This window comes from Streptomyces venezuelae, from assembly GCF_008642295.1.
GTDB lineage: Bacteria > Actinomycetota > Actinomycetes > Streptomycetales > Streptomycetaceae > Streptomyces > Streptomyces venezuelae_C.
The window spans coordinates 1,110,944-1,134,734 of record NZ_CP029190.1; the positions used below are offsets into that span (position 1 = coordinate 1,110,944).

General features: G+C 71.4%; 23 protein-coding genes, 1 tRNA gene and 2 pseudogenes. 12 read left to right on the forward strand and 14 right to left on the reverse strand.

Features of this window, described 5'->3' with window-relative positions:
• Positions 1 to 507: 507 nt before the first annotated feature.
• Together xerC and DEJ50_RS35165 are read left to right on the forward strand one after the other, a co-directional pair.
• Positions 508 to 1,086 (forward strand): annotated as a pseudogene (gene xerC, locus DEJ50_RS35560) (tyrosine recombinase XerC); the annotation flags it as partial.
• A 103-nt stretch (positions 1,087 to 1,189) separates the two neighbouring features.
• Positions 1,190 to 1,582: a tyrosine-type recombinase/integrase gene (locus tag DEJ50_RS35165; protein ID WP_263399175.1), complete on the forward strand. Its 393-nt coding sequence runs from the start codon at positions 1,190 to 1,192 to the stop codon at positions 1,580 to 1,582.
• A 31-nt stretch (positions 1,583 to 1,613) separates the two neighbouring features.
• Here DEJ50_RS35165 and DEJ50_RS04970 read toward each other — a convergent pair.
• From DEJ50_RS04970 to DEJ50_RS05000, 7 genes are all read right to left on the reverse strand, one after another.
• Positions 1,614 to 1,687: transfer RNA gene (locus DEJ50_RS04970), tRNA-Pro, on the reverse strand.
• Between the two features lie 126 nt (positions 1,688 to 1,813).
• Positions 1,814 to 2,173, reverse strand: coding sequence for an MmcQ/YjbR family DNA-binding protein (locus DEJ50_RS04975; RefSeq protein ID WP_150206286.1), 360 nt, complete (start codon positions 2,171 to 2,173; stop codon positions 1,814 to 1,816).
• Between the two features lie 70 nt (positions 2,174 to 2,243).
• A complete protein-coding gene (locus DEJ50_RS04980) occupies positions 2,244 to 2,795 on the reverse strand; it encodes a GAF domain-containing protein (RefSeq protein WP_150206288.1) in 552 nt (183 codons plus the stop codon).
• Entirely contained in the window at positions 2,792 to 3,412 is a 621-nt protein-coding gene (locus DEJ50_RS04985) for a GTP-binding protein (protein WP_150206290.1), read from the reverse strand. Before DEJ50_RS04985 ends, DEJ50_RS04980 begins: the two co-directional genes overlap by 4 nt.
• Complete coding sequence (locus DEJ50_RS04990) at positions 3,390 to 3,797, reverse strand: DUF742 domain-containing protein (RefSeq protein ID WP_223838072.1); 408 nt, start codon at positions 3,795 to 3,797, stop codon at positions 3,390 to 3,392. Before DEJ50_RS04990 ends, DEJ50_RS04985 begins: the two co-directional genes overlap by 23 nt.
• A 5-nt stretch (positions 3,798 to 3,802) precedes the next feature.
• Positions 3,803 to 4,243, reverse strand: a complete 441-nt coding sequence (locus tag DEJ50_RS04995; RefSeq protein ID WP_150211916.1) for a roadblock/LC7 domain-containing protein — start codon at positions 4,241 to 4,243, stop codon at positions 3,803 to 3,805.
• 125 nt (positions 4,244 to 4,368) lie between these two features.
• Complete coding sequence (locus tag DEJ50_RS05000; protein WP_150206291.1) at positions 4,369 to 6,078, reverse strand: ATP-binding protein; 1,710 nt, start codon at positions 6,076 to 6,078, stop codon at positions 4,369 to 4,371.
• Between the two features lie 343 nt (positions 6,079 to 6,421).
• Here DEJ50_RS05000 and DEJ50_RS05005 point away from each other — a divergent pair, with 343 nt between their 5' ends.
• The 4 genes from DEJ50_RS05005 (at position 6,422) to DEJ50_RS05020 (ending at position 8,570) form a co-directional block, all read left to right on the forward strand.
• Positions 6,422 to 6,877, forward strand: a complete 456-nt coding sequence (locus DEJ50_RS05005) for a GNAT family N-acetyltransferase (RefSeq protein ID WP_150206293.1) — start codon at positions 6,422 to 6,424, stop codon at positions 6,875 to 6,877.
• 44 nt (positions 6,878 to 6,921) lie between these two features.
• Positions 6,922 to 7,335 carry a DUF4440 domain-containing protein gene (locus DEJ50_RS05010; protein WP_150206295.1) on the forward strand — a complete coding sequence of 138 codons (414 nt, stop codon included), beginning with the start codon at positions 6,922 to 6,924 and terminating at the stop codon, positions 7,333 to 7,335.
• Positions 7,332 to 7,709, forward strand: a complete 378-nt coding sequence (locus DEJ50_RS05015; protein ID WP_150206297.1) for an FKBP-type peptidyl-prolyl cis-trans isomerase — start codon at positions 7,332 to 7,334, stop codon at positions 7,707 to 7,709. The genes DEJ50_RS05010 and DEJ50_RS05015 overlap by 4 nt, the downstream gene beginning before the upstream one ends.
• A 114-nt stretch (positions 7,710 to 7,823) precedes the next feature.
• The gene (locus tag DEJ50_RS05020) at positions 7,824 to 8,570 is read left to right on the forward strand and encodes a phytanoyl-CoA dioxygenase family protein (protein WP_190344289.1); all 747 of its coding nucleotides are present in this window, start codon (positions 7,824 to 7,826) and stop codon (positions 8,568 to 8,570) included.
• 157 nt (positions 8,571 to 8,727) lie between these two features.
• Here DEJ50_RS05020 and DEJ50_RS05025 read toward each other — a convergent pair whose 3' ends face one another.
• Positions 8,728 to 9,195 (reverse strand): MarR family winged helix-turn-helix transcriptional regulator, encoded by a 468-nt coding sequence (locus tag DEJ50_RS05025; protein ID WP_150206300.1) that lies wholly within the window; start codon positions 9,193 to 9,195, stop codon positions 8,728 to 8,730.
• Positions 9,196 to 9,599: 404 nt separating this feature from the next.
• On the opposite strand from DEJ50_RS05025, the pseudogene DEJ50_RS34455 reads away from it, so the two are divergent.
• From DEJ50_RS34455 to DEJ50_RS05050, 6 genes and pseudogenes are all read left to right on the forward strand, one after another.
• Positions 9,600 to 9,866, forward strand: a pseudogene (locus DEJ50_RS34455) (DUF4158 domain-containing protein); the annotation flags it as partial.
• Positions 9,867 to 10,180: 314 nt separating this feature from the next.
• A complete protein-coding gene (locus DEJ50_RS05030) occupies positions 10,181 to 12,520 on the forward strand; it encodes a Tn3 family transposase (protein ID WP_263399176.1) in 2,340 nt (779 codons plus the stop codon).
• A gap of 158 nt (positions 12,521 to 12,678) precedes the next feature.
• Positions 12,679 to 13,881, forward strand: coding sequence for an NAD(P)/FAD-dependent oxidoreductase (locus DEJ50_RS05035; protein WP_150206302.1), 1,203 nt, complete (start codon positions 12,679 to 12,681; stop codon positions 13,879 to 13,881).
• A 125-nt stretch (positions 13,882 to 14,006) separates the two neighbouring features.
• The gene (locus tag DEJ50_RS05040) at positions 14,007 to 15,038 is read left to right on the forward strand and encodes a hypothetical protein (protein WP_150206304.1); all 1,032 of its coding nucleotides are present in this window, start codon (positions 14,007 to 14,009) and stop codon (positions 15,036 to 15,038) included.
• 71 nt (positions 15,039 to 15,109) lie between these two features.
• Entirely contained in the window at positions 15,110 to 16,066 is a 957-nt protein-coding gene (locus tag DEJ50_RS05045) for a sigma-70 family RNA polymerase sigma factor (RefSeq protein WP_190344291.1), read from the forward strand.
• A 234-nt stretch (positions 16,067 to 16,300) separates the two neighbouring features.
• A complete protein-coding gene (locus DEJ50_RS05050; RefSeq protein WP_223837604.1) occupies positions 16,301 to 17,173 on the forward strand; it encodes a recombinase family protein in 873 nt (290 codons plus the stop codon).
• A 31-nt stretch (positions 17,174 to 17,204) separates the two neighbouring features.
• Here the strand turns inward: DEJ50_RS05050 and DEJ50_RS05055 are convergent, their stop codons facing one another.
• The 6 genes from DEJ50_RS05055 to DEJ50_RS05080 all read right to left on the reverse strand — a co-directional run bounded on the left by DEJ50_RS05055 (position 17,205) and on the right by DEJ50_RS05080 (position 23,655).
• On the reverse strand, positions 17,205 to 17,642 hold the full coding sequence (locus DEJ50_RS05055; RefSeq protein ID WP_150206308.1) for a glutamate-cysteine ligase family protein: 438 nt from the start codon (positions 17,640 to 17,642) through the stop codon (positions 17,205 to 17,207).
• 75 nt (positions 17,643 to 17,717) lie between these two features.
• Positions 17,718 to 18,272 (reverse strand): SUKH-4 family immunity protein, encoded by a 555-nt coding sequence (locus tag DEJ50_RS05060; RefSeq protein ID WP_223837605.1) that lies wholly within the window; start codon positions 18,270 to 18,272, stop codon positions 17,718 to 17,720.
• Positions 18,269 to 19,084, reverse strand: a complete 816-nt coding sequence (locus tag DEJ50_RS05065; RefSeq protein WP_150206309.1) for a helix-turn-helix transcriptional regulator — start codon at positions 19,082 to 19,084, stop codon at positions 18,269 to 18,271. The genes DEJ50_RS05060 and DEJ50_RS05065 overlap by 4 nt, the downstream gene beginning before the upstream one ends.
• Positions 19,085 to 19,115: 31 nt before the next feature.
• On the reverse strand, positions 19,116 to 20,831 hold the full coding sequence (locus DEJ50_RS05070; protein WP_150206311.1) for an amidohydrolase: 1,716 nt from the start codon (positions 20,829 to 20,831) through the stop codon (positions 19,116 to 19,118).
• A 720-nt stretch (positions 20,832 to 21,551) separates the two neighbouring features.
• Positions 21,552 to 22,751, reverse strand: a complete 1,200-nt coding sequence (locus tag DEJ50_RS05075; RefSeq protein WP_150206313.1) for an MBL fold metallo-hydrolase — start codon at positions 22,749 to 22,751, stop codon at positions 21,552 to 21,554.
• A gap of 103 nt (positions 22,752 to 22,854) precedes the next feature.
• Positions 22,855 to 23,655, reverse strand: a complete 801-nt coding sequence (locus DEJ50_RS05080) for an SGNH/GDSL hydrolase family protein (RefSeq protein ID WP_150206315.1) — start codon at positions 23,653 to 23,655, stop codon at positions 22,855 to 22,857.
• Positions 23,656 to 23,791: the final 136 nt, after the last annotated feature.

Sequence of the window (23,791 nt, forward strand, 5' to 3'; positions counted from 1 at the left end):
ACACGCTCGTCGGCGCCTCCGGTGCCGGCATGGCGAGCGGAGCCAGTGACTAGCCGCCGCCCTTGGCTCACCGACAAGGGAAACTCGCTGGTCACAGCGATGTGACAGCCGTGGTGGTCGCAGGTGGTCGCACGAGACTGGAGGTGTCGACCTTCCCTCCGCCTCCTGGAGGCGATCCCCATGCGTACTACTGGAGACCGCGGCCTCATCTACCGGAGGTGTGGCTGCCGCGACACATTGCGTCACCAATTCGGAGCACGCTGCCCTCACCTGCTCACTGACGGTGACCACGGGACGTGGACCTTCGCCGTCGACGTCCCGGCACCGCGCCGCCGCCGGACGACCGTCCGCCGGGGCGGCTTCGTCAGCCACGACGCGGCCGAGGGGGCGCTGCGGAGGTTCCTGGAGGGCGAGGCCGGCGGGTTCAACGCCGACCCGAACCAGAGCGTCGCCGCCTACCTGACCGCCTGGCTCGCCGCCAAGGCCCTCGTGCTCAAGCCCACCACCATGGCGCGTTACCGGGACTACGTCCACAACGATCTCGTCCCGGCCTTCGGGACCCTGAAGCTGGACGAGCTCGGGCACCGGCACATCGCCGCGTTCGTCACCGGCGAGCTCGCCGCCGGCCGCGGCAAGACCACCCTCTACCGTTGCCTGGCCACCCTCTCCAGCGCTCTCGGTGACGCGGTCCGCCAGCATCGCCTCGCCCACAACCCCGCCAGTCCCCCGGCACTTCACCGTCCACCGTCGCCAGAGCGCCGGATCTGGACCGCGGACGAGGCCGTCCGCTTCCTCCAGCACTGCCACGAGGCAGACCCAGACATCGCCGACCTGTTCGAGTTCCTCATCGGCACCGGCATGCGCAAAGGAGAGGCCCTCGGTCTGCACTGGGACGACGTCCACCTGGCCGAGCGTGTCCTCTATGTACGGTGCACGCTCTCCGCGATCGACAACAACCACCTCGTCATCACCACGCCCAAGACCCGTACCAGTCGGAACTGGGTAGCCGTCTCACCCCGCGTCGCCACCGCACTCGAGCACCGGGCCCGGTCAAGGGCCCGCCGCCACAGCGACCCCAGCGATCCATTCACCGGACTCGTCTTCTGCAGACCCGACGGCCGACCGCTGCGACCCCACACCGTCCTCGACCGGGCTCCGGCAACTCTCCAAAGAAGCTGGCGTACCCCGGGTGACCGTTCACGACCTGCGGCACCTGGCCGCCACCATCACCATCACCGCCGGCGTCCCGCTCACCGTGGTCTCCAAGACGCTGCGGCACTCCACCCTCTCGACCACCGCAAACATCTACAGCCACCTCACCCAACAAGCCGCCCGCGAAGCCGTCGACACCATCGACCACACGCTGACCAGAGCCGAGAGGGCCAGCACGCATGCAGACCGCCCGGCATGGCTGCGACCACCACGCGACCACATCCAACGCCTCCGCGAGGCCCTCCACCGGCTCCACTCCCCCGCCCCGCCCGCGTACAGCATCATGGCGAACCAGCCCCGCACCGGGTGTGCGACCACACGGCGACCACCAGGACTCCGGGCACGGAAAAGGCCGCCCTCTCATGGATGAGAGAACGGCCTCCGACCTGCAAGAAGCAAAGTCGGGACGACAGGATTTGAACCTGCGACCCCTTGACCCCCAGTCAAGTGCGCTACCAAGCTGCGCCACGTCCCGATGCGCCTCTGACCTGGGCTTTCCCCTGGCCGGACGCGCAGGGAAACAATACCGCACTTCACCCGGTGGTCGCGCGCGGCTTTCCGGCCGGGGTACGGGACCGGGGTCTGCGGGTGCCCCGGCGGCTCAGGCGGGGGTGCCCAGGTTTGGGTGGGCTTCCGCCAGCCGTTTCGGGGCGGCCTGCCGCCATGCGTCCGCCAGGATGGCCCGGAGCTCCGCGCGGTCGTCCAGGGCCGCCAACCGGGCTCGCAGCCAGGCGTAGTTGTCGTCGTGGCCCGCGCGGAGGAAGAACTTGGCGGGCTCGGCGGCGATCAGTTCCGCCCGCTCCTCCCTGGGGCACTTGAACCCGACCGTCGTGTCGTCCTCCCCGAGGGCGGCGAACACCTTCCCGGCCACCCGGAAGGTCGGCATGCCCCAGGACAGCTTCTCGCTGCTGTCGGGCAGGGACAGCGCGATCTCACGGACGTCCTCCGCGGTGATCGGCATGGTGAACGCTCCTCTCCCGGCCACCCTCGTCCTCACCGCCACCGTAGCCCCCGGCACCGACAGCCGCCCCTCACCACCCTCCCCCGCTGTCCTCCCGCCGGTGGATCCGGTCGACCAGTTCCGCGGCGAGGACCTTGATCGTGGCCAGGCCCTCGGTCCCCCACCGCCGCGGCACCGTGTCCACCGCGCACACCGTCCCCAGGACGATGCCCCGCCGGTCGGTCAGCGGCGCGCCCAGGTAGGAGCGCACCCCGCTCTCGTCCACCACCGCGTTTCCCGCGAACCGCGCGAAGTCCCGTACGTCCTCCAGGACCAGCGCCCGCCGCCGCGCCACCACGTACGGGCAGTAGCCGTGGTCGCGCGCCAATACCCGGGCCGGATAGCCGCGGGCCGGGGCCTCCGGGCCGTGGTGCAGGCCAGCGAAGAACTGCCGTTCCTCCCCGATGAAGTTGACCCCGGCGTACGGTGCTCCGGCGGTCTCCGCGATCCGGCGTGCGAAGGCGTCGAGTTCGGCGTCGGACCGCTCTCCCAGGCCCAGTTCCCGCAGCCGCAGGACCCGGGACGGTGCCTCCCGGTCCACCGGGGTGAGCAGCAGATGTCCGGTCGACTCGTAGTACGTCATGCTTCCCGTTCCCCCTGGGCCGTGACTGTGACTCTGGCCGTGGCCGTGGCTGTGGCCGTGGACAGCAGATGGTGGACGAGGGCCGCGAGGGCGCCCGTACCGGAACCGGTGAGCCGTGCGTCGCACCGGACGACCGGCACGTCCGGCGCCAGGCCGACCGCCTCGCGCACCTCCTCGGCGGAGTAGCGGTACCCGCCGTCGAACTCGTTGACCGCGACGACGAAGCCGATGCCGCGCCGTTCGAAGAAGTCGACCGCCGGGAAGCAGTCGGCCAGCCGCCGCGTGTCGGCCAGGACCACCGCTCCCAGCGCGCCCGCGCACAGCTCCTCCCACAGGAACCAGAAGCGCTCCTGCCCGGGCGTGCCGAAGAGGTACAGGACATGGCGGTCGTCGAGGGTGATCCGGCCGAAGTCCAGGGCCACCGTGGTGGTGGTCTTGGCCTCGACTCCGTCGAGAGGGTCGTCCGCGGCGCCGAACCCGCTGAGCAGTTCCTCCGTACACAGTGGTTCGATCTCGCTGACCGCGCCCACGAAGGTCGTCTTGCCCGCCCCGAACCCGCCCGCGACCAGGACCTTCAGGGTCGTGGGGAGGGTGTCAGAGTCTTCTGCGCAGGCCATCGAGCACCGCTCTCAGGAGGGACTGGTCATCGGCCGGGCGGTCCGGGAAATGGGGGGCCCGGGCGGTCACCGCACCGGCCTGCACCAGATCCGACAGCAGGACTTTGGCCACCACCGCGGGCAGTCTCAGCTGGGCGGCCACCTCGGCGACGGTGACCGTCGCGGCGCCCGCGCAGAGCCGGAGGGCGAGGGTGTGGTCGGCGCCGAGGGGCGGCCGGGGGCGTACCCCGGTCGCGGTGACCAGGGAGAGCAGGTCGAGGGCCACGGTCGGGCGGGTCCGGCCGCCGCTGGCCGTGTACGGGCGCATCACCCGGCCCGCCGTGGCGTCCAGCCAGGGGGTGTCCCGGCGGCCGGCACCGGGCGGGCGGGTCCGCATGGTGCCCATGGCCCTCATGGCCCGGTCGTGGCGGCGGCCCGGTGTCGGGGCGGGGCCGCCAGATAGGGGCGCACGCTCTTGACCAGCATGGCCATCTCATAGCCGAGCACGCCGGCATCGGCCGCGCGGTCGGCGAGCACCGCCAGACAGGTGCCGGAGCCGGCGGCCGAGACGAAGACGAGCGCGGCGTCCAGCTCCACCACGACCTGCCGGACCTCGGCCCCGTCGGCGAACCGGGCTCCGGCGCTGCGGCCGAGCGAGTAGAGGCCGGAGGCCAGCGCCGCCATGTGGTCGGCGCTGTCCGCGTCGAGCCCGTGGACGCAGGTGACCAGGCCGTCGGCGGTGAGCAGGACGGCGCTGCGGGTGTACGGGACGCGCTGGACCAGACCGCTCAGCAGCCAGTCCAGGTCGGACAGCCGGGTGCCCGGACGCCCGGATGACACTCCGGACGGCATAACGGACGACGTGCCGTATTCGGCGGGCTCGGGCAGCGGTCCGGTCCGGCTCGCGTGGCTCGTGGTCGTCGCTTCGACGGTCATGGGAGGCGCTCCTCAATCGGTGGGATCGACATCAGGACGGTTCACGGGTTCTCGGACTGGGCGCGACCGAAGCCGCGCTGGAAGGCGGCCATGAGTCCGGGGTCGTGTACGGGCTCCGCCTCGCCGGGGACCGCGGCGGGCCGGGGGGCGGGTGTCCGGCGGAGTTCCGGCGCGAGGTGGGCCTGCGCCCGGCGCCGCGGCAGGGGCGGCCGGGCCGCCTCTTCCGCCGGCTCGGGCCGGACCGGTTCCGCGGGGGCTGGCACCCGTACGGGGAACCGCTCCCCCGGGCCGCCGTCGGAGGGCGCACGGTCCGCGGCGCCGGGCCCGGGTGCCGGGGGAGGCGGCCCGGACACCCGTACCGGGACCAGCGGGGGCAGCGGAGACGGCGTGGCCGGCGTGGCCGGCGTGGCCGGCGTGGCCGGCGTGGCCGGCGTGGCCGGCGTGGACAGCGTGGACAGCGTCGACGGCGTCGACGGCGTCGACGGCGCAGTCAGCGGTGCGGTGGTGACCGGCCGGGAGGTCCCCGCGGCGGCTTCGGCGGGCTCCGCCCCCAGCAGTTCCTGCGGCAGGACCAGTACGGCCAGCACCCCGCCGTAGATGTTGGACTTGAGCTCGACCGCGATGCCGTGCCGCCGGGCCAGTGCCGAGACCACGAACAGGCCGATCCGGCCGTCCGCCAGCAGGTGCCGGACATTGATCTGGTCTGGGTCGCCGAGCAGCGCGTTCATCCGGTGCTGTTCCTCCGGCGGCATCCCCAGCCCGCGGTCCTCCACCTCCACCGCGATCCCTGCCGTCACCCGCTCCGCCCGCAGCGTCACATCGGTGTCGGGGGCGGAGAACACCGTGGCGTTCTCTACGAGTTCGGCCAGCAGGTGCACCACGTCCGCGACGGCGTGCCCGCGGACGGTGCCGCCCGCCGGGGGCACCACCTTCACCCGGGTGTACTGCTCCACCTCGGCGACCGAGGACCGCAGCACCTCGCTCAGGTCGATCGGCCGGGTCCACTGCCGGCGGGACGCGGCCCCGCCGAGGACCGCCAGGTTCTCCGCGTGCCGCCGGATCCGGGTGGCCAGGTGGTCGACGTGGAACAGTTCCTTGAGCAGGTCCGGGTCCTCGACCGTGTCCTCGAGCTCGTCCAGCAGCGAGATCTCGCGGTGTACCAGCGACTGGAGCCGGCGGGCGAGGTTGACGAAGACCTCCACCCGGTGGTCGCCGCCGGGCGGCCGGGCCTCCGGACCGGCCAGCCGGACCAGAACGGCCTGGGCATGGTCCCGGGCACCGCGCAACTCCTGTGCCAGCAGCCAGAATTCGTCCGCGGCGGCGGCTGCCCCACCGGTCGGCCGGGCGGTTCCCGCGCGGGCGGGCCGGGCGGGCCGGTCCGGGGTCCCGCCGCGCTCGAGAAGCTCCGCCGTCGTCCGCAGTTCCTGCCGGCCCCGGCTGCTGGACCGGCGCAGCGCCTCACAGCGGTCGCGTACGGTCTTCGCGGCGCGCTGGGCCCCCAGCAGCGCGGCGGCCAGCGCGGCGGCCACCAGCAGCCCGCAGCCGGCCAGGACCGGCCAGAGCCGGGCGTCCCGGTCACCGGCGCCGCCGCCCAGTTGCAGGGTGAAGATCACGGCGGCGGCGCCGCTGAGCCCGGCGGCCAGGGTGGGGAGCAGGGCCGCCCGCAGGAGCTGGGGCCGTATCTGCCGTCCGGGTCCGGAGGCGGCGTGTCTCGACGAGGTGTGGCGGGCGGCGGCGCGGAGTCCGGACATCGGCGTCCTCGGTACGTGGGGCCGGACCCCGGCGCGGTTCCGGAACCCGGTGTTGATCACCGAGTACCCACGCTAGTCCGCACGCTCCCGGCCCTGGTGGCCAGTTGGGGAACTTCACCGGGGTGCTTCCCGCTCCCGAAGGAGCGCTCGTACGACAGCCCGATTGCGCCCCGGGCCACCGGACGAGCGCCGGGCGGCGACCGGCCACCCCCAGGGCCCCCGGGGCCGCCCCGGGCATGATCAGACACGATCGGGCATGATCGGTTCCAGGGCAGGCCCGCCCGCCCCTGCCCAATGCCCCATATCCGATGTCCGACTGTTCCTACCGCAGGAGTTCCCTCACATGTCCCAGATCACGGTCCGCGCCGCCCGGCCGGAGGATTTCGCCCAGTGGCGCCCGCTGTACCGCGGCTACGCCGAGTTCTACCGGGTGGAACAGACCGAGGCCGCCGCCGCGCTGGTGTGGTCCTGGGTGACCGACCCCGGCCACGAGGTGAACGCCCTGGTGGCCGAGGACGAGGCGGGCCGCCTCGTCGGCCTGGCCCACTACCGCCCCTTCGCACGACCGCTCGCCGCGGCCGTCGGCTGCTACCTCGACGACCTGTTCGTGGCGCCGGAACACCGCGGTACGGGCGCGTCCGACCTGCTGCTCGCCGCCCTGCGCGAGCTCGCCGCCGAGCGCGGCTGGAGCGTGGTCCGATGGATCACGGCCGACGACAACTACCGGGCCCGGTCGAAGTACGACCAGCTGGCGACCCGGACCATGTGGATCACCTACGACATGGCCCCCGAACACTGATTCCACCCCGCCCCGCCCCACCCTCGCGGTGTTACCGTCGCGCCATGTCCAAGACCGAAATCGACGTGCTGACCGCCGAGTTCTTCGGCGCCTTCGACAACCGCGGCGGTAAGCCCGCCGACCTGGACCGGCTTCGCCGGCTGGTCATCCCGGGGGGTGTGATCGTCAAGACCGGCTCCGATTTCACGGTCTACACCGTGGACGGGTTCATCGAGCCCCGCCGGCAGCTGCTCGGCAGCGGCCGGCTGGTCGAGTTCGCCGAGTGGGAGACCTCGGAGCGGACCGAGATCGCCGGCGACATCGCCTCCCGGTTCGGCGAGTACGCCAAGTCGGGGATCCTGGACGGCGAGCCGTTCGAGGGCGGCGGCACCAAGACCATCCAGTTCGTCCGCACCCCGGAGGGCTGGCGGATCGCCGCCTTCTCCTGGTCCGATGTGGAGAGTGGTGAGCTGCGATGAGTGAACCGACGAAGCCCCGGATCGAACGTCCGGAGGGCGATGCTCCCCAGGAGCTGACCGTCCGGGACCTCGTCCTCGGGGACGGTCCCGAGGCAAAGCCGGGCAGGGTGGTACGGATTCACTACGTCGGGGTCACCTTCGAGTCCGGAGTGGAGTTCGACGCCTCCTGGGACCGGGGCGAGCCGTTCAAGTTCGCCGTGGGTGGCGGCAGGGCCATCAAGGGCCTGGACCGGGGACTCAGGGGGATGAAGGTCGGCGGTCGCCGAGAGATCACCATTCCTCCGCGCCTCGGCTACGGCAAGCAGTCCCCCTCGCCTTTGATCCCGGCGGGTTCCACGCTCGTCTTCGTGGTGGACCTGCTCTCGGTGGTCTGAGGCGGTCCTGCTTCTCCCCGGGCGGGCATGGGCCGATGCCCTTCGGGCAGGGATCGAGGTCCCGCTGCCCCCGCGGCGGCTGGACGACGGCTTCGGTGCCCGAAAGGAAGTGCCATGCGAGCGCAGGACCAGCATGAGCAGCAGGACGAAGGAGCTGGGATACCGGGCCGGTGGGCGGGGGACGATCAGCAGTGGTGGGACTGGTACATGACGCTGGCCGCCGATGCTGAAGCCGACCCGACGCAGCCGGCCCGCGCCCCGCAGCCCGCGCCCGTGCGGGCGGCGTCCGACCACGAGGTCGAGGCGGCCCTTGCCGCTCCGTATCCCCTGGCCGAGGAATCCCTCGCCTTCTTCGGCCGCCACAGCTTCGTGCGCCTTCCCGATGTGCTCACACCCGCGGTGGTCGCGGCGCCGGCGCAGCGCGCGGACCGGTTACTGGAGGCCGCACACGGTCCGCACCATCCCGGCCGGTTCCTCGCTCTGGAGCAACTGTGGCCGGCCGACCCGCTGATGCGGAGCGTCGCGCTGTCGCGAAGGCTCGGCGACATCGCGGCGCAGCTACTCGGGGTTGGGGCGGTGCGGCTGTACCACGACAACATCCTCTCCAAGGAGCCGGGTTGCGGGCGCACTCCCTGGCACCGGGACAGCGACCACTACCCGCTCGACTCCCCCGCCGTCGTCACCTCCTGGATCCCCTTGCGGGACATCCCCACCGAGATGGGCCCGCTGGCCTGCCTGTCCCGTAAGGACGCGGCCCGCGCGCTGCCCGGACTCTCGGCGTCACCGCTGAAGCGCTCCTTCGACGAGCAGGTCGCCGCCGGCGCCAACCGCACCACGGCACCACGGCACCACGCCGCGTAGTTTGCTCGTCCGGCCCCAGACGTGTTGGAGATGCGGTCACAGTGCTTGGCGTATCAGGGCGGGTTGGACGGCAACGCCCCACGCTGCGCGACAACGACGGCTGACCTGCCACGAACTGACCAGGGCCCGGGGCGCTTTGCCCCGCGCTCGCGATCTGTCAGGCGACCGTCCCGCCTGCGTTGCGAATCAGTCGCTGGAGCACCTTCAGTGTGGTGACGTAGTCGGCGTCGTCGATGCCCTCGTGGAGGGCGGCGCGGATCGCTGGGGCGTTGCGGGCCAGGTCGACGCGGGCCTGTTCCCCCTCCGCGGTGAGCCACAGCCGGTCCTCGGCGTCCCGGGTCAGCCAGCCGCGTTCCAGGAGCCCCTCGGCCTCCACCGCCAGATCGTCTTCGGGACGGATGTAGGAGACCATGGCCTCCCGCAGCTCGGGCAGGGTCATCCCCTCACCGTCGGGCGAGATGTCGTTCACCGACAGATTGCGCAGCAGCCAGAACTGGGGCTGGGTGTAGCCCTTCTCGGTCATCCGGGCCCGTGTGTACGAGATGAGCGCCTCGTAGGCGACACCGGTCCAGTACGCAGCGGGCTGTCCGGCGAGTTCGGCGTCGGAGATCTGCTGGGTCGTCATGGGATGTCCCCTCCAGGTACTTCAGCGTGGAGCCCGCACACCGTGCAGGTCATGCCGAGACCGTATGACCTCAAGTGCGGTTGAGGGCAAGCGGGTGATCTTCCCCGGGGTATGTGCGACGTTGCCCCCCACGATGGATCGATCAAAGGGTCGCTGGAGGTTCTCCCGTAACACCTGGTCGCAGGTGGGATGATCTTGGAGGGGGCGGGCTGGTGCGCGTCGATCGCGCTCAGGGCGGTGGCGGCCATGGCTCTGACGATGCCGGCGATCAGGACGTGTCGGCCCTGGAGTCCTAGCTCAGACACCAGCCGCAAACTAGGTCGCGGGTAGCCGGACGAGCCCCGTTTCCCCCTCCTGGGCGCCGTCGTTGGTCTGATCGAGTGATCGAGGCCAAAGGGGCGGGCGTGCGGCAAGAGTGGTCGCCAGAGGAGCTGTTGGCGAACTGGACGCTGGTAGACGGTGACTGGGACCTGGTGGCGAACAAAAGCGGGACGACCCGGCTCGGCTTCAGCCTCTTGCTGAAGTTCTTCGAGCTGGAGGGCCGGTTCCCCGATGTGCTGGAGGAGGTCCCGCCGGCCGCGGTGGAGTACGTCGCAGATCTGGTGAAGGTCCCGGCCGGCGACTTCGCGAAGTACACGCTGGTCGGCCGGACTGCCGAGTACCACCGCAAGCAGATCCGTGAGGCCCTGGGCTTCCGGCCCTCGACGGTCGCGGACGAGAAGACGCTGGCCGAGTGTCGGGCCCGGAAGATCGAGCCGCCGGGCCGGACCCGGGTCGAGAAGGTCCTCGTCGCGGCGCGGGGCAAGTGGGAGAAGACATTCTGCGCCCGCACGATCGGCCGCCTCGGCGAGGCAGGCACGGCTCGGCTGCTGTCCCTCGTGATCGAGGACAACGAGGCGGGTACCGCGCTGCTGGCCGCGCTCAAGCGCGACCCGGGCGCGGTCGGCTTGGACTCCCTGCTCACGGAGTCACCAAGCTCAACGACGTGCGCAAGCTCGGGTTGCCCGACGGGCTGTTCACGGACTGCTCGGAGAAGCTGGTGGCCGCCTGGCGGGCACGGGCGATCAAGATGTACCCCTCGGACTTCCGCGACACGGCGGAGGACGTACGGATCACCCTGCTCGCGACGCTGTGCTCGTCCCGGCAGGCGGAGATCACCGACGCCCTGGTCGACCTGCTGGTTGCACTGGTCCACAAGATCAACGCACGCGCCGAGCGGAGGGTGGAGAAGCAGCTCACCGCCGAGCTGAAGAAGGTCCGCGGCAAGGAGGGCATCCTCTTCAAGCTGGCGACGGCCGCCGTCGACAAGCCCGACGAGGTCGTACGCCGGGCCTTGTTCCCGGTGGTCGGGGAGAAGACACTGCGGGAACTGGTGGCCGAGGCGAAGGCGAACGAGAAGATCTTCAAGGCCAAGGTCCGCACCACGCTCCGGTCGTCGTACAGCTCGTACTACCGGCAGATGCTGCCGCCGCTGCTGAACACCCTGGGCTTCAAGTGCAACAACACCGCCTACCGGCCGGTGATGGACGCGATGAAGCTGCTGAGGAAGTACGCCGACGTCGACGGCAAGACCCGCTTCTACGACGCCACGGACGTGGTGCCGATGGACGGCGTGGTGCGTAAGGACTGGCGCGAGGCGGTCGTCGACGACAAGGGCAAGGTCGAGCGCATCCCCTACGAGCTGTGCGTCCTGGTCGCCCTGCGGGACGCGGTCCGCCGCCGCGAGATCTACGCCGAGGGCGCCGCCCGCTGGCGAAATCCGGAGGACGACCTGCCAGGCGACTTCGAGGCCACCCGCGCTGTGCACTACGCCGCGATCCGCCAGCCGCTGAACCCGAGGGCGTTCATCGCAGACCTGAAGAAGCGCATGACCGCGGGCCTGGACCGGCTCTCCGCCTCACTCGCGGACGGCTCAGCGGGCGGGGTGAAGGTCACCACCCGCAAGGGCGAGCCGTGGATCACCGTGCCGAAGCTGGAGCCGCTGGACGAGCCCACCGGCCTCCAGGCGCTGAAGGACGAGGTCGTACGCCGGTGGGGCGTCCTGGACCTCCTGGACGTGCTGAAGAACTCCGACTTTCTGACCGGCTTCACCGAGGAGTTCTCCTCGGTGGCCGCCTACGAGCGCATCGACCGGGACGTCCTCCAGCGCCGCCTCCTGCTGGCCCTCTTCGCGCTGGGCACGAACATGGGCATCCGCGCCATCGTGGCCACCGGCGAGCACGGCGAGAGCGAAGCCGCCCTGCGGCACGTGCGCCGGCACTTCATCACCGTCGACAACCTCCGGGCCGCCGTCACCAGGCTGGTGAACGGCACATTCGCCGCCCGCGACACCGCATGGTGGGGACAGGGCACGGCCTGCGCGTCGGACTCGAAGAAGTTCGGGTCCTGGTCCTCGAACTTCATGACCGAGTACCACGCCCGCTACGGCGGCAACGGCGTGATGATCTACTGGCACGTCGAACGGAAGAACCTCTGCATCTACTCCCAGCTCAAGTCCTGTTCGTCGTCCGAGGTCGCGGCGATGATCGAGGGCCTGCTGCGGCACTGCACCGACGCCGAGATCGAGTCCCAGTACGTTGACACGCACGGCGCCTCGGTAGTCGGGTTCGCCTTCACCGAACTGCTCAATTTCCGCCTGCTGCCGCGGCTGAAGAACATCGGCAGCATCCGCCTGTACCGCCCGGACGACACCCCGCCCGGCTGGCCTGCCCTCGGCGCTTCGCTGACGCGGCCGATCCGCTGGGAGCTGGTCGAGCAGCAGTACGACCAGATGGTGAAGTACGCGACCGCCCTCCGGCTCGGAACGGCGGAGGCCGAGCAGGTGCTGCGGCGCTTCACCCGCGGCGGCCCCAAGCACCCCACCGACCAGGCCCTCGAAGAACTCGGCCGCGCGGTGCGAACGGTCTTCGCCTGCGACTACCTCGCCAGCCCCGGCCTGCGCCGGGAGATCCACGGCGGGCTCCAGGTCGTGGAGAACTGGAACAGCGCCAACACCGTGCTGCACTACGGCAAGGACGGAGTCCTGACCGGCCCCGACAAGGAGCATGCAGAGACCTCGATGCTCGCCCTGCACCTGCTCCAGTCCGCGCTCGTGCACGTCAACACCCTGCTGATGCAGCAGGTCCTGGCCGAACCAGCCTGGTCGAAGAAGCTCAGCGACGAGGATCGACGCGGCCTGACCGCGCTGTTCTGGTCCAACGTCAACCCGTACGGAACCTTCCGCCTGGACATGGACGCCCGGATTGACCTGGGGCCGGTTGTCGTCGTTCCGCGCCCCCGCACAGCTGCCAGCGCCGCCGACCGATCACGCACCCAGACACGCTGACGGGCTCCGGGGTACGTCGACCATGCGACCGGCCCCGCGAACCGGCCTCACAGTGCCCACTATCGCTCCGTGACCCACGTCACATCCGGTTCCTGTCAGGAATCGGGTCGCTGTCCCGCTCAAGTCACCGAAGGCAAGCGAAACGACAGGAGCGAGACATGAAGCACCGCATCGTCGTCCTCGGCGCCGGCTACGCCGGGAGCTACGTGGCCGGGACCCTGGCCCGTCGGCTGTCGCCGGCAGACACCGAGATCACCGTGGTCAACGCCGAGCCGGACTTCGTCCAGCGGCTGCGGCTGCACCAGCTCGCGGCCGGCCAGGAGATCGAGGCCCCGCAGCTCGCCGACGTCTTCGCGGGCACGGCGGTACGGCTGCGCCGGGCCCGTGTCACCACCATCGACCCCGAACGCCAGGTCGTCGCCGTGGCCGATGCCGACGGCGGCGGCGAGCTCGGCTACGACACGCTCCTCTACGCGCTCGGCAGCCACGGCGCGGACCACGGTGTCCCCGGCGTGGCCGAGCATGCCTTCGACGTCGCCACTCGGCCCTCCGCGCTGCGCCTGCGCGAGCGCCTGGACAGCCTGAGCAAGCGGGACGCAGGCGGGAGCGCCCTGGTCGTCGGCGACGGGCTGACCGGCATCGAGACCGCCACCGAGATCGCCGAATCCCGGCCCGGCCTGTCGGTGACGCTGGTCGCACGCGGAGAGCTGGGCGCCCCGCTCTCCGCCGGAGCCCGCAGCCACCTGCGCCAGACCTGCGACCGGCTTGGCATCACCGTCTTGGAACACACCAGCGTCGAAGCCGTCGAAACGGCGCGGGTGCTGTGCGCCGACGGCACCGCCCTGGCGTCCGACGCAACTGTGTGGACGGCCGGGTTCGCGGTCAGCCCCATCGCCGCCGCGAGCGGGCTGGAGGTCACCGAGGACGGCCGGATCGTCGTCGACCGCACCATGCGGTCGGTCTCGCACCCGAACGTCTACGCCGCCGGCGACAGCACCTACGCCATCGGCAACAACGGCCAGCCGCTGCCGATGTCCTGCGCCTCGGCCGGCTACACGGGCCGACAGGCCGTGGACGCGATCGTGGGACGCCTGACCGGGCGCGAGATCGCCAACACCAAGCTGGAGTACGTCGGGAACCACATCAGCCTCGGGCGGCGGGACGGGATCCTGCAGATGGTCGACGACCAGGGGCAGGCGAAGCCCAAGTACATGGGTGGCCGGAAGGCCGCACGGATCAAGGCGGGCATCGTCAGGATGTCTCTGTGGGCCACCGAGCACCCGACCTTCGGCCTGCCCAAGCGCAAGCACCACCTGGCCGCCGCGCCGGACGCGTCCCCCGCCGAGAAGGCGATCGCGTAGCCGCGCCCCCACCTCACTGGTCAATACGGCAATCCACCCGGGCTCGGGCCCGTGTTCCGGCGTGGACGCGTCGGATCCGAAACCCCTCTCCCCAGTGATGAACTCCCTCCTCCGAAGGAGAAGTCATGTCCGCTCAGGCCGCGACCGCAGCCGACGCGTCGCCCTCCCCCTGGCCGACAGTGGTCAGGGCGGTCGCCTTGCTCACGGTGACCATCAGCCTGCTGCTCACCGCCTTCGCCTGGCCGTCGGTACGCTCATCGGTGCATGACGTGCCGATCGCCGTCGCCGGGCCCCCTGCCGCCGTCAAGCGGATCACTCCCGTACTCGACCAACGGCTTCCCGACGGCTTCAAGGTCACCGAGGTCGCCGACACCACCGCCACCGAACAGCTGATCCGCGACCGCAAGGTGTACGGGGCGATCGACCTGAGCTCCGGCAGCCCACAGGTCATCACCGCATCAGCCGGGAGTATCGCCGTCGCCCAGACCCTGAACACCATCGCGACCGGCCTCAGCCAGGCCCGGGGACCCGGCACCGCTGTCGCCGCCCGCGACCTCGTACCGCTGCCGGCCGACGACCCGCGCGGCGCCGGACTGGCCGCCGGAGCCCTACCGCTGGTCATGGGCGGCCTGCTCGCCGCCCTGCTGCTGAGCAGGCTCGTCCACGGCAGCGTCCACCGCGTCACCGGAGCACTCTCCTTCGCCCTCACCGGCGGACTCGCCGCAACAGCAATCCTGCAGTTCTGGCTCGGCTCACTCGACGGCTCCTACTGGGCCAACTCCGGCGCCGTCGCCCTGACCATCGCGGCCATATCCCTGACCATCCTCGGTCTCGAATCCCTGCTCGGGTACGCCGGCTTTGGCCTCGGCGCCGCCACCATGATGCTCATCGGCAACCCCCTCTCGGGCACCGCGACCGCACCCGAGATGCTGCCCGGCTGGTCCGGCAGCCTCGGCCAACTGCTACCGCCCGGGGCCGGCGGCCGGCTGCTGCGCTCCACCGCCTTCTTCGACGGCCACGGGGCCACCGCCGCCGCCACCGTCCTGGCGACGTGGTTCACGCTCGGTCTGGCACTGTGCCTGGCCGGCAACCTCCGCCGTTCCACCGCCACGACGGCAGACCCCGCAGCACGGCCGGCCCTGCCCGTGACCGTCTGACCCCCCACAGCACTTGCCGACTGCGGGAGGTACCCGCACCACGGGAAACGGAGCGTCTTAGGGTGGCCCGCATGGACAGCACCGCGGTGGACCTCTTCGACACAAGCCGGTTCGAGGCCAGCCGCAGCCGGCTGGCCTCGCTGGCGTACCGGCTGCTGGGCTCCGCCACCGACGCCGAAGACGCGGTGCAGGATGCGTTCTTGCACTGGCAGGCCGCGGACCGACAGCGGATCAAGGTACCGGAGGCGTGGCTGACCAAGGTCGTCACCAACCTGTGCCTGGACCGGCTCCGCTCGGCACAAGCCCGCCGCGAACGCACCGCCGGTGCCTGGCTGCCCGAACCGCTCCTCGACGGCGACCCGATGCTCGGCCCGGCCGACACCTTCGAGCAACGCGAATCGGTCTCCCTTGCCCTGCTGACGCTCATGGAGCGCCTATCCCCCGTCGAACGGGCGGTCTACGTCCTGCGCGAGGCGTTCGCCTACGGCCACGCCGAGGTCGCCGAGATCCTCGACATCACCGAGTCCGCGAGCCAGCAGCACCTCCACCGGGCCCGGCGCCGCATCACCGCCGCCCGCAGCGGTGGCGCCGAAGTCGACCCCGCGTCCGCCCGCAGGATCGTCGAGGAATTCCTCGCCGCGGCCACCTCGGGCCGCACCGAACGGCTGGTGGCGCTGCTCACCGACGACGCGACCGCGGTCTCCGACGGCGCCGGCGGCCTGGCCAAGACGCTGCTGCGGTACGACACTCCGCAGCGCATCGCCGCCGTCGTACGGGCCGGCTTCAAACCCACAGACGCGAAGCGGCGGATGGCTGGCGGCACGCCCGCCGTGCACTACGCGCTCGTCAACGGAGCCCCCGCCATCCTCTTCGTGCTCGGCGACCAGGTCGTCGGCTCCACGATGTTCGACATCGTCAACGGCAAGATCGCAACCATGCACGGCATCGCCGCCCCCAACCGCCTCGCCCGTCTCACCGAAGCCTGGCGGCAGCACGAACCGGACGCGCCGCTCATCGCCCAGTGGTGACCCAGCTGCCCCCGGCCAGGCTCAGCACCCGCGCTGGCCGGGTGGGCCAGCCGACCGGGTGCCAAGGAGCGCAACGGCCTTCCCGCACGTGCCGATGCGGGACGCGCCCGTGTTTCATAGGTGGTCGCTCATGAAACACCCGGCCGGGCGGCCGTCCACCTGCGCCGATCATGTTTCATGAGTTGTTGCAAACGCCTGGACATCTGAAACAGCCTCATGAAACAGTCCGGGGTCGTGAGCGACGACTTCAAGCGCGTGGAATCGCACGACTGCCCGATGTCCACCTGCGCCGCCCCCGCGGGCTCCCCATGCCGGACCGGCAAAGGCAAGGTGGCCATCCAGTACCACACCGCCCGCTTCCGCCTCGTGCCCCAACTCGCCAAGGCGCTCAGCGTGCCGACCCCCGCCGTACGCAAGCCGGGCTCGGCATGGACCGAACTGCCCCGGCCCGTGCGCGCCGGCGCCGAACCGGTCGGACACGTCCGCCTCGGCTACGCCCGCGCCTCGACCGCCCGGCAGTCCCTCGACGCACAGCTCGACTCCCTCGCCGAGGCCGGGGTCACCCGGGTCTTCTCGGAGAAGATCTCCACCCGCGCCACCAAGCGCCCCGAGCTGGAGGCCGCCGTGAAGCTCGCCGGGGAGATCCGCTCCTCCGGCGTCGCCGTCACCCTCGTCGTGCACGAGCACAAGCGGCTCGGCCGCGGCATCGAACTCGCCATGCTCGCCGAGGAGCTGAAAGCGAGCGATGTCGGCCTGGAGTTCCTCACCGGAGAACTGAAGGGCTCGCACGACCCGTCCGGCATCGTGTTCACCGTGCTCGCGGCCATGTCTGGCATGGAGCGCGAGTACATCCGCGACCGCACCCTCGAAGGCCACGAGAGCGCGCGGAAGCGCGGCAAGACCATTGGCGGCGCCGGGGTCACCGACGACGACATGCTGTCCATGGCCCTCCACCTGCGCGACCAGGAGATGAGTCTGCGCGACATCGCCAAGCGCCTCGTCATCACCACCGGCGCGAAGAGGGGCCAGCACCCCTCACCCGCCACCGTCATGCGGATGCTGCGGGAGCACGACGAACAGGCCGCCACGGCGGCGGCAGGCGCGTGATCATCCGGCTAGTTTGCGGCTGGTGTCTGAGCTAGGACTCCAGGGCCGTGTCCTCGGCGGTCGCGGTGGCGTCGGCGGCCCGGAATTCGAGGGTGGGCAGATGGTGCGAGGGTCTGATGTCCCAGTACAGACCGCCGCGGTCCATGATCGCGCCGGTGGCGAGGAGACCGGCGACGAGGTCCTCGAAGTGGGAGGGGGACTCGAAGTGGGGCGGGGGCCCGGGCGGGGCGAGGACGGGCGTGCCGGAGGAGATGATGCGCAGGCCCTGACGTACCGCGGCGCGGGCCAGGGAGTGGCGAGTGGCGTGGATCTGGTCGGCGAGCTCGGCGAGGCTGGTGTGGGGGTCGGTGCGGGTCTCGACCTGGTAGCGGGTGAGTTCCGGGCCCACTCGGTCGCCGAGTTCACCGATGGCCTCGGTCACCACCTTCTCGGCGTCGGCGCGCAGTTCGCGGGGGACGGGGTCGGTCATGCTGGCACGATCGGCTGCCCCAGGGCAGCAGGCCGCGGCGTGGGCTCACCGGGGCACCCCAAAGAGCATGCACGCTCACCAGATTCCGTGTTCGAGCTCTTCCATGGAAAGAGTCCACTGGGACTCTTCGTCGGCGAACGGTGTGGGGTCGAAGGCTTCGACGGCCGCACGGAAGCGGGCGGCGAGTTCTTCCGGGTCGGCGTCGTTGTCGTGGTCGATCTCCACCTTGCGGAGCTCGATCAGGGCGAACACCAGGGACTCGATGTCCCGGTGCAGCTCGATGCAGCCAACGGCGCCTTCGGGGAAGGCGTACACCTTTCCCGACGCAGGGTCCAGGGCCAGCAGCGAGGTGAACAGGTAACCCAAACTCCACCACGAGCAACTCTCATCGGGGCATTGGATCCCCTGGTGGTCGAACCGGGGTCCGATCGTGATCGCGTCAACCTCGGGACCGTACGGGTCTGGCACATCCATGCGGGAGGTGAACAGATCAGACGTCGGCAACCCGACCCGACCCAGGAAGTCGGCCGTGCGGACATCAAGGCCGGCGGCGCCCTGGTGGGGGAAGTAGGTGACACCGCCCAGGCCATAGGCCTCGATCAGGTGCTCCGGATTGACGTGAAAGTTCACTCTCGACCGTCTCGAGGGGGTGTGATTCCCCAGGTCACGGCTCGTGCGGCGGCGGCTGAGCGGTTGGGGAGGTCGAGTTTGGCGAGGATGTGCTCGATATGGGTCCCCACCGTGCGCGGGGTGACGTACAGCCGCTCGGCGATCTCCCGGTTGGTTCGGCCGGCGGTCAGTTCCGCCAGCACCTGGAGTTCCCGTGGCGAAAGCCCTCCGGGCCGCCACGCGTCCGGGTGGCGCGCGGCCGAGGAGGCCGGCGCGGCCGGGTGTTCGGGAGCGGCGGCTTCCCCGGGCGCACGGCCGGCCCGGGGGTCGACGACCGCGGCGAGGGCCTCGGTGAGCAGGGTGACCGCGGCACGTGCCGGATCGGGTGCGTGCCGCGGTCGGCGGGTGCTGATGTTCAGCATGCCGACGTATCGGCCGTCGGGGGCGAACAGGCACTGGGCAACGCCGTCCTCGATGCCGAGGGGGCTCAGCACCTCCTGGAATCCGGGGGACGCCTCCAGGAGCTGCCAGGGGACGTCCCCCAGCCAGAGACCGCCCCGTGCCGGGCTGCGCAGCACGGGGAACACCGGGTCGTGGTGGAGGCGGGTCTCGATGTAGACGGTGGCCTCGTCCGGGTAGCTCCCGGCCAGGGTGGTGTGGCGCTGGCGCAGCGGATCCCAGCGGGCGAGGGAGGCGTGGTCGTACTCCATCACCTCCGACAGCGCCGCCAGGACCGAGTGGACGCCGGTCACGCCGTTCGTGGCGCTCCTGGCGGCGTCGCGGACGTGGACGGCCGCGTCCAGGAGGTCCGCTGTGCTGCGCCGGGCTGTCATCCCCCAAGGATGATCATGTGCCCGGAATACGTCAATCGCGGAGGGCCTCGTGCACGACGCGCCCGTCCATGACGGTGAGGACGACGGGCATCCGCGGGATGTCATGAGGGTCGGCGGCGAGCAGGTCTCCGTCGAGCACACAGAGATCGGCCACCTTGCCCGGTTCCAGGGAGCCCTTCCAGTGGTCGGCGAAGTCCTGCCAGGCCGCGTCGATCGTGTACGTACGGATGGCCTCGGCCAGGCCGATGCGCTGCTCGGGGCCGCTGACCCGGCCGGTGGCCTTCGACTCGCGCAGGATCATGGTGGCGATGCCCTGGCGCCAGTCCGGGTACGTGACCGGGGCGTCGGACCCGCTCGCGACGCGCACGCCGGCGTCGATGGCGTCCCGGTAGGGCCAGGCGTAGGCGGACCGTCCGGCGCCGACGAACTCCTCCTCCATATCGGCCACCGTCCACTTGATGGTGGGGTTCATATTGACCCCGAAGCCGTGCGCCGCCAGCACCTTCATGCTGTGCGCGGTGAGGAAGTCGCCGTGGATGACGTAGTGGCGGGCGTCGGGCCGCGGGTGTTCGGCCGCGGCCTCGGCGAAGGCATCGGCGACCGCGTCGATGGCCCGGTCCCCGGTGACGTGGACGCCCAACTGGTGCCCGCGGGCGTGGGCGTGACGGATCATGGCGCCGATCTCGGCGATCCGTTCGGCGTCGGTCTCGCCGCCGACGCAGAGGGAGCCGCAGCCGCCGCCGACGTACGGCTCGTGCATCCAGGCCGTCTTGTTGGGGACGATGCCGTCGCCGAAGATCTTGACGCCGTGGACGGTGAGGCGGCGGGGGTCCGCCGTGCCGTGGGAGGTGTCGAGGGAGTCGAGGGTGTCGAGGGTGTGGGCGAACTCCTCGGCGGTACTGGCCATTCCGGTGGGCAGGACCAGCACCCCGACCCGGGCGGTCAGTTCGCCGCCGGCCAGCAGCTCGCGGTAGACGTCGAGGGTCTCCGCGCCGAGCGCGCCGCGCATGATGCCGTCGCCGCCGGGGCCGAGTCCGGGCTCGGTGTAGCTGGTCACGCCGAGCCGGGCGAGCGTGGCGAGGGTGGACCTGATCGCGTCGGTGCGCTCCTGCCGGCCGAGCGGGGGCAGTGCGTTCTGGACGAGGCCCTGGGCCCCCTCCTGGAGAAGTCCGGTCGGCTCCCCGGCTTCGTCCGCGAGGATCGCCCCGCCGGGCGGGGCGACGGTGTGCCGGTCGACGCCGATCAGTTCCAGTGCCTTGGAGTTGACCCAGGTGGCGTGTCCGGAGAAGGAGTACAGGACGACGGGGTGGTCCGGGCTGACGGCATCGAGGTCGTGCCGCGAGGGCAGGCGCGCCGGATCGGCGAGGCATTCGTCGAGATAGCCGGTGTCCCAGCCGTGCCCGGTGATCCACTGCCCGCCGGACGCCCGGCCGACGGCCTCCCGTACGGCTTCGGCCACCTCCGCCAGGGAGGTCACGGCGGGGTGCCCCAGGTCGAGGGAGAGCGGCGGCGTCGCCATGCCGAAGGCACATCCGTGCAGGTGGGAGTCGTTGATGCCGGGCAGCAGCGTCGCACCCCGCAGGTCGATGACGCGGGTGCCGGGGCCGACGAGCGGCGCGACGTCCTCCCGTCCGCCCACGGCGCTGATGGTCCCGCCGGTCACCGCCAGGGCCGAGGCGACGGAGAACTCCGCATCGACCGTGAGCACCCGCCCACCGACGAACACCAGGTCCGCATACGTGTCCACAGAAGGTCAGTCCTTTCGAACAGCGGGCGCCCTGGGGCGGCCCGCAAACGATCTCCCGAGGACTATGGCCGGGGCCACGCCGCCCGCACATCGGTCATCCCACCGATACGCGTTCGTCAGTGACCGACGCTCGGCGCGATGCAGCCACCTTCCTTGTACGCTCCGTGGGCTTTGATCCGGGCGGGGTCGGCGGGTGATCCGGTGACGCAGGGGCCGGCGCCGGGGATGAAGAGCGTGAAGGCGGGTGCGCCGCCGGCGCGGTAGACGTGCAGGTCATGGCCGGCCGGTAGCCGAGCCCCTTGAGCGTGGCCGCCAGCTCCGCCTCGGTGCCGTGCGCTGTGGCTCCGGGCCCGGTCAGTGCCGTACGGATGCGCAGGGCATGGGCATCGCCCCGGCAGCGCACCGCCGGGGTGGTTCTGCCCGTCTGCCGGTCGGTGTGGTTCTCGACGTACTTGGCGGCCTCGGGGTCCGTGGGCAGGGCGGAAGGCCCGGCCGGCGCCGGCACCGTTGTGGTCCTTTCCGGCGCCGGGCAGCCCGCTGCGATCTCCGGGAAGTCCTTGTCATGCGCCGCCACGGGGTCAGCGGGGATGGGGGTGGTGACGGCGGGCGTGGCGCTCGCGCTTCCCGGTGCCGTGCCGGCTCCGGCGCGCGTGGAGCCGCAGGCGGCCAGGGCCGGCAGGCAGACGACGAGGGCAGCGGTGGCAAGCCGGCTCGGTCGTCTCACCGCTCGCCGGCGAGGTCCAGGTCACCGGTCCGGGGCTCGTCCGGTGCCAGTTCCACCGCCAGCGGGGTGGCACCACGCCACGGGTGGGCGATCGGATGGGAGATCGGGCGCCACCACGGGGCGGTCGGCAGGGGGCCGGCCGGCTCGAAGGGCTCGCCGGGGCGCGGGACGGCCACCGGCTGACCGGCCGCCTCCGCGGCGTCGGCCGTCCACTCCCCCGGCTCCGCCCAGGCGTGGAGGGCCAGGTTGAAGGTGCCCCAGTGGATCGGCAGCAGCACTCCGTGCGGGTTTCCGCCCTGGAGGTCGAGGTGGGCGCGCAGGCCCTCCTCCGGGGTCATGTGGATGTCCGGCCAGTACTCGCTGTAGGCGCCGATCTGGATCATCGTGGCGTCGAAGGGGCCGTGCGCGGCGCCGATCTCCTTGAAGCCGGGGAAGTAGCCGGTGTCCCCGCTGTGGAAGATCCGGTGTTCGTCGCCCGCGACCGCCCAGGAGGCCCACAGGGTGTGCTGCCGGTTGCGCAGGCCGCGTCCGCAGAAGTGGCGGGCCGGGGTGGCGGTGAGGGAGAGGCCGGCGATCTTGGTGGTCTCGTTCCAGTCCAGCTCGCGGATCCGGTCTTCGGACACGCCCCAGCGCTCCAGGTGGGCGCCGACGCCCAGCGGCACCGCGAAGACGGTGTCCGTACCGGCCAGGGCCTTGATCGTGGGCAGGTCGAGGTGGTCGTAGTGGTCGTGCGAGATCACCACCGCGTCCACCGGGCCCAGCGCGGCCAGCGGCACCGGCACCGGGTGGAGCCGCTTGGGGCCGGCGAAGGGGAAGGGAGAGCACCGCTCTCCCCAGACGGGGTCGAACAGCACCCGGCGGCCGTCGATCTCCGCCAGCACGCTGGAATGCCCCATCCAGGTCAGCCGCAAGCCGCTGACCGGCGGTTTTGCCAGGTCGGCCAGGGTGGTCGGATGGACCGGAATGGGTCCTTCCGGGCTGCGGCGGAGCCGCTGCTCCTTGTGGAAGTAGATCTTCGCGAATTCGCGCCGGGAGCCGGACGGCCTGGTGCGCGCCCCCACCGGGTTCTGGAAGACGCCGTCCGCGAAGTTCGGCGAGCGGCGGATGCGCTCCATCCGCTCGCCGGACGGGTCCGCGCCGAAGGCTTCGGACCTCAGCTCGCGCAGCTGCTGACGCAAGGGACGGGAGCCGGTCAAGGCGCCTCCTGGGACGGTGGTGGCAGGACGGGGGACAAGCTGTCTGCCCTTCCCAACGCACACCGACGCCGGAGGATTCCGCTCCCGGCTCCCGTCCCCGGGCTCACAGGGGGAGGAGATCCGGCCGCTTGGGCTCCACATGATCTCCGGAGGACTCCCCCCGCAGCCGCCGCCCGATCCACGGGACGAGGTAGTCGCGCGCCCACTGGATGTTGTCGCGGGTGACCTCCGCGGAGCCGCGCGGCCTCAGCGGCGGCCAGGGCTGGTCGGGGTCGGCGGGCACCTCCAGACCCAGCACCTGGGCGGCCCGCAGGGCGACCCGGGTGTGACCCTCGGGCGAGAGGTGCAGCCGGTCCTCGTCCCAGGCCCGCCGGTCCTGTACGGACTTCAGCGACCAGAGGTCGAGCACCGGGCAGTCGTACCGGTCGGCGATGGCCCGGACGTGCGCGGAGTACGTGGCCACCTTGCCCCTCAGATGCCGGAGCACGGGCACACCGCGGGTGTCGAAGCCGGTGGTGATCATGACCTGGCCGACCGCGCCGGTGAGGTCGGCGACGGCCGCCTCGAAGCGCTCGGCCACGTCGTCGGGGTCGCTGCCGGGCCGGATGATGTCGTTCCCGCCGGCGCAGAAGCTCACCAGGTCGGGGGCGAGCTCCTTGGCCCGCGGCACCTGCTCGGCCACGATCTGGTCGAGCAGCCGCCCCCGCACGGCGAGGTTGGCGTACCGGAAGTCGTGCTCCTCACGGCGGTCGGCCAGCAGGACGGCCAGCCGGTCGGCCCAGCCGACGAAGATGTCCCCCGGCCCCGGGTCCCCCACCCCCTCGGTGAAGCTGTCGCCGAGCGCCGCGTAAGAGCCAATGGTCTGGAATGTCGAAATCGTCGAGTAGTCGTCGTCGCCTGCCACGTCGGCTTATCTTTCCCGGGCGACTGTGACCTACGCGACCGTAGCCAGGGGTTGACGGACCGTGATCTTTGCCACCTGCCCGGGAGGAATACGGCCGGGGCCGGGAATCCCCCTCGGATTCCCGGCCCCGGCCCCC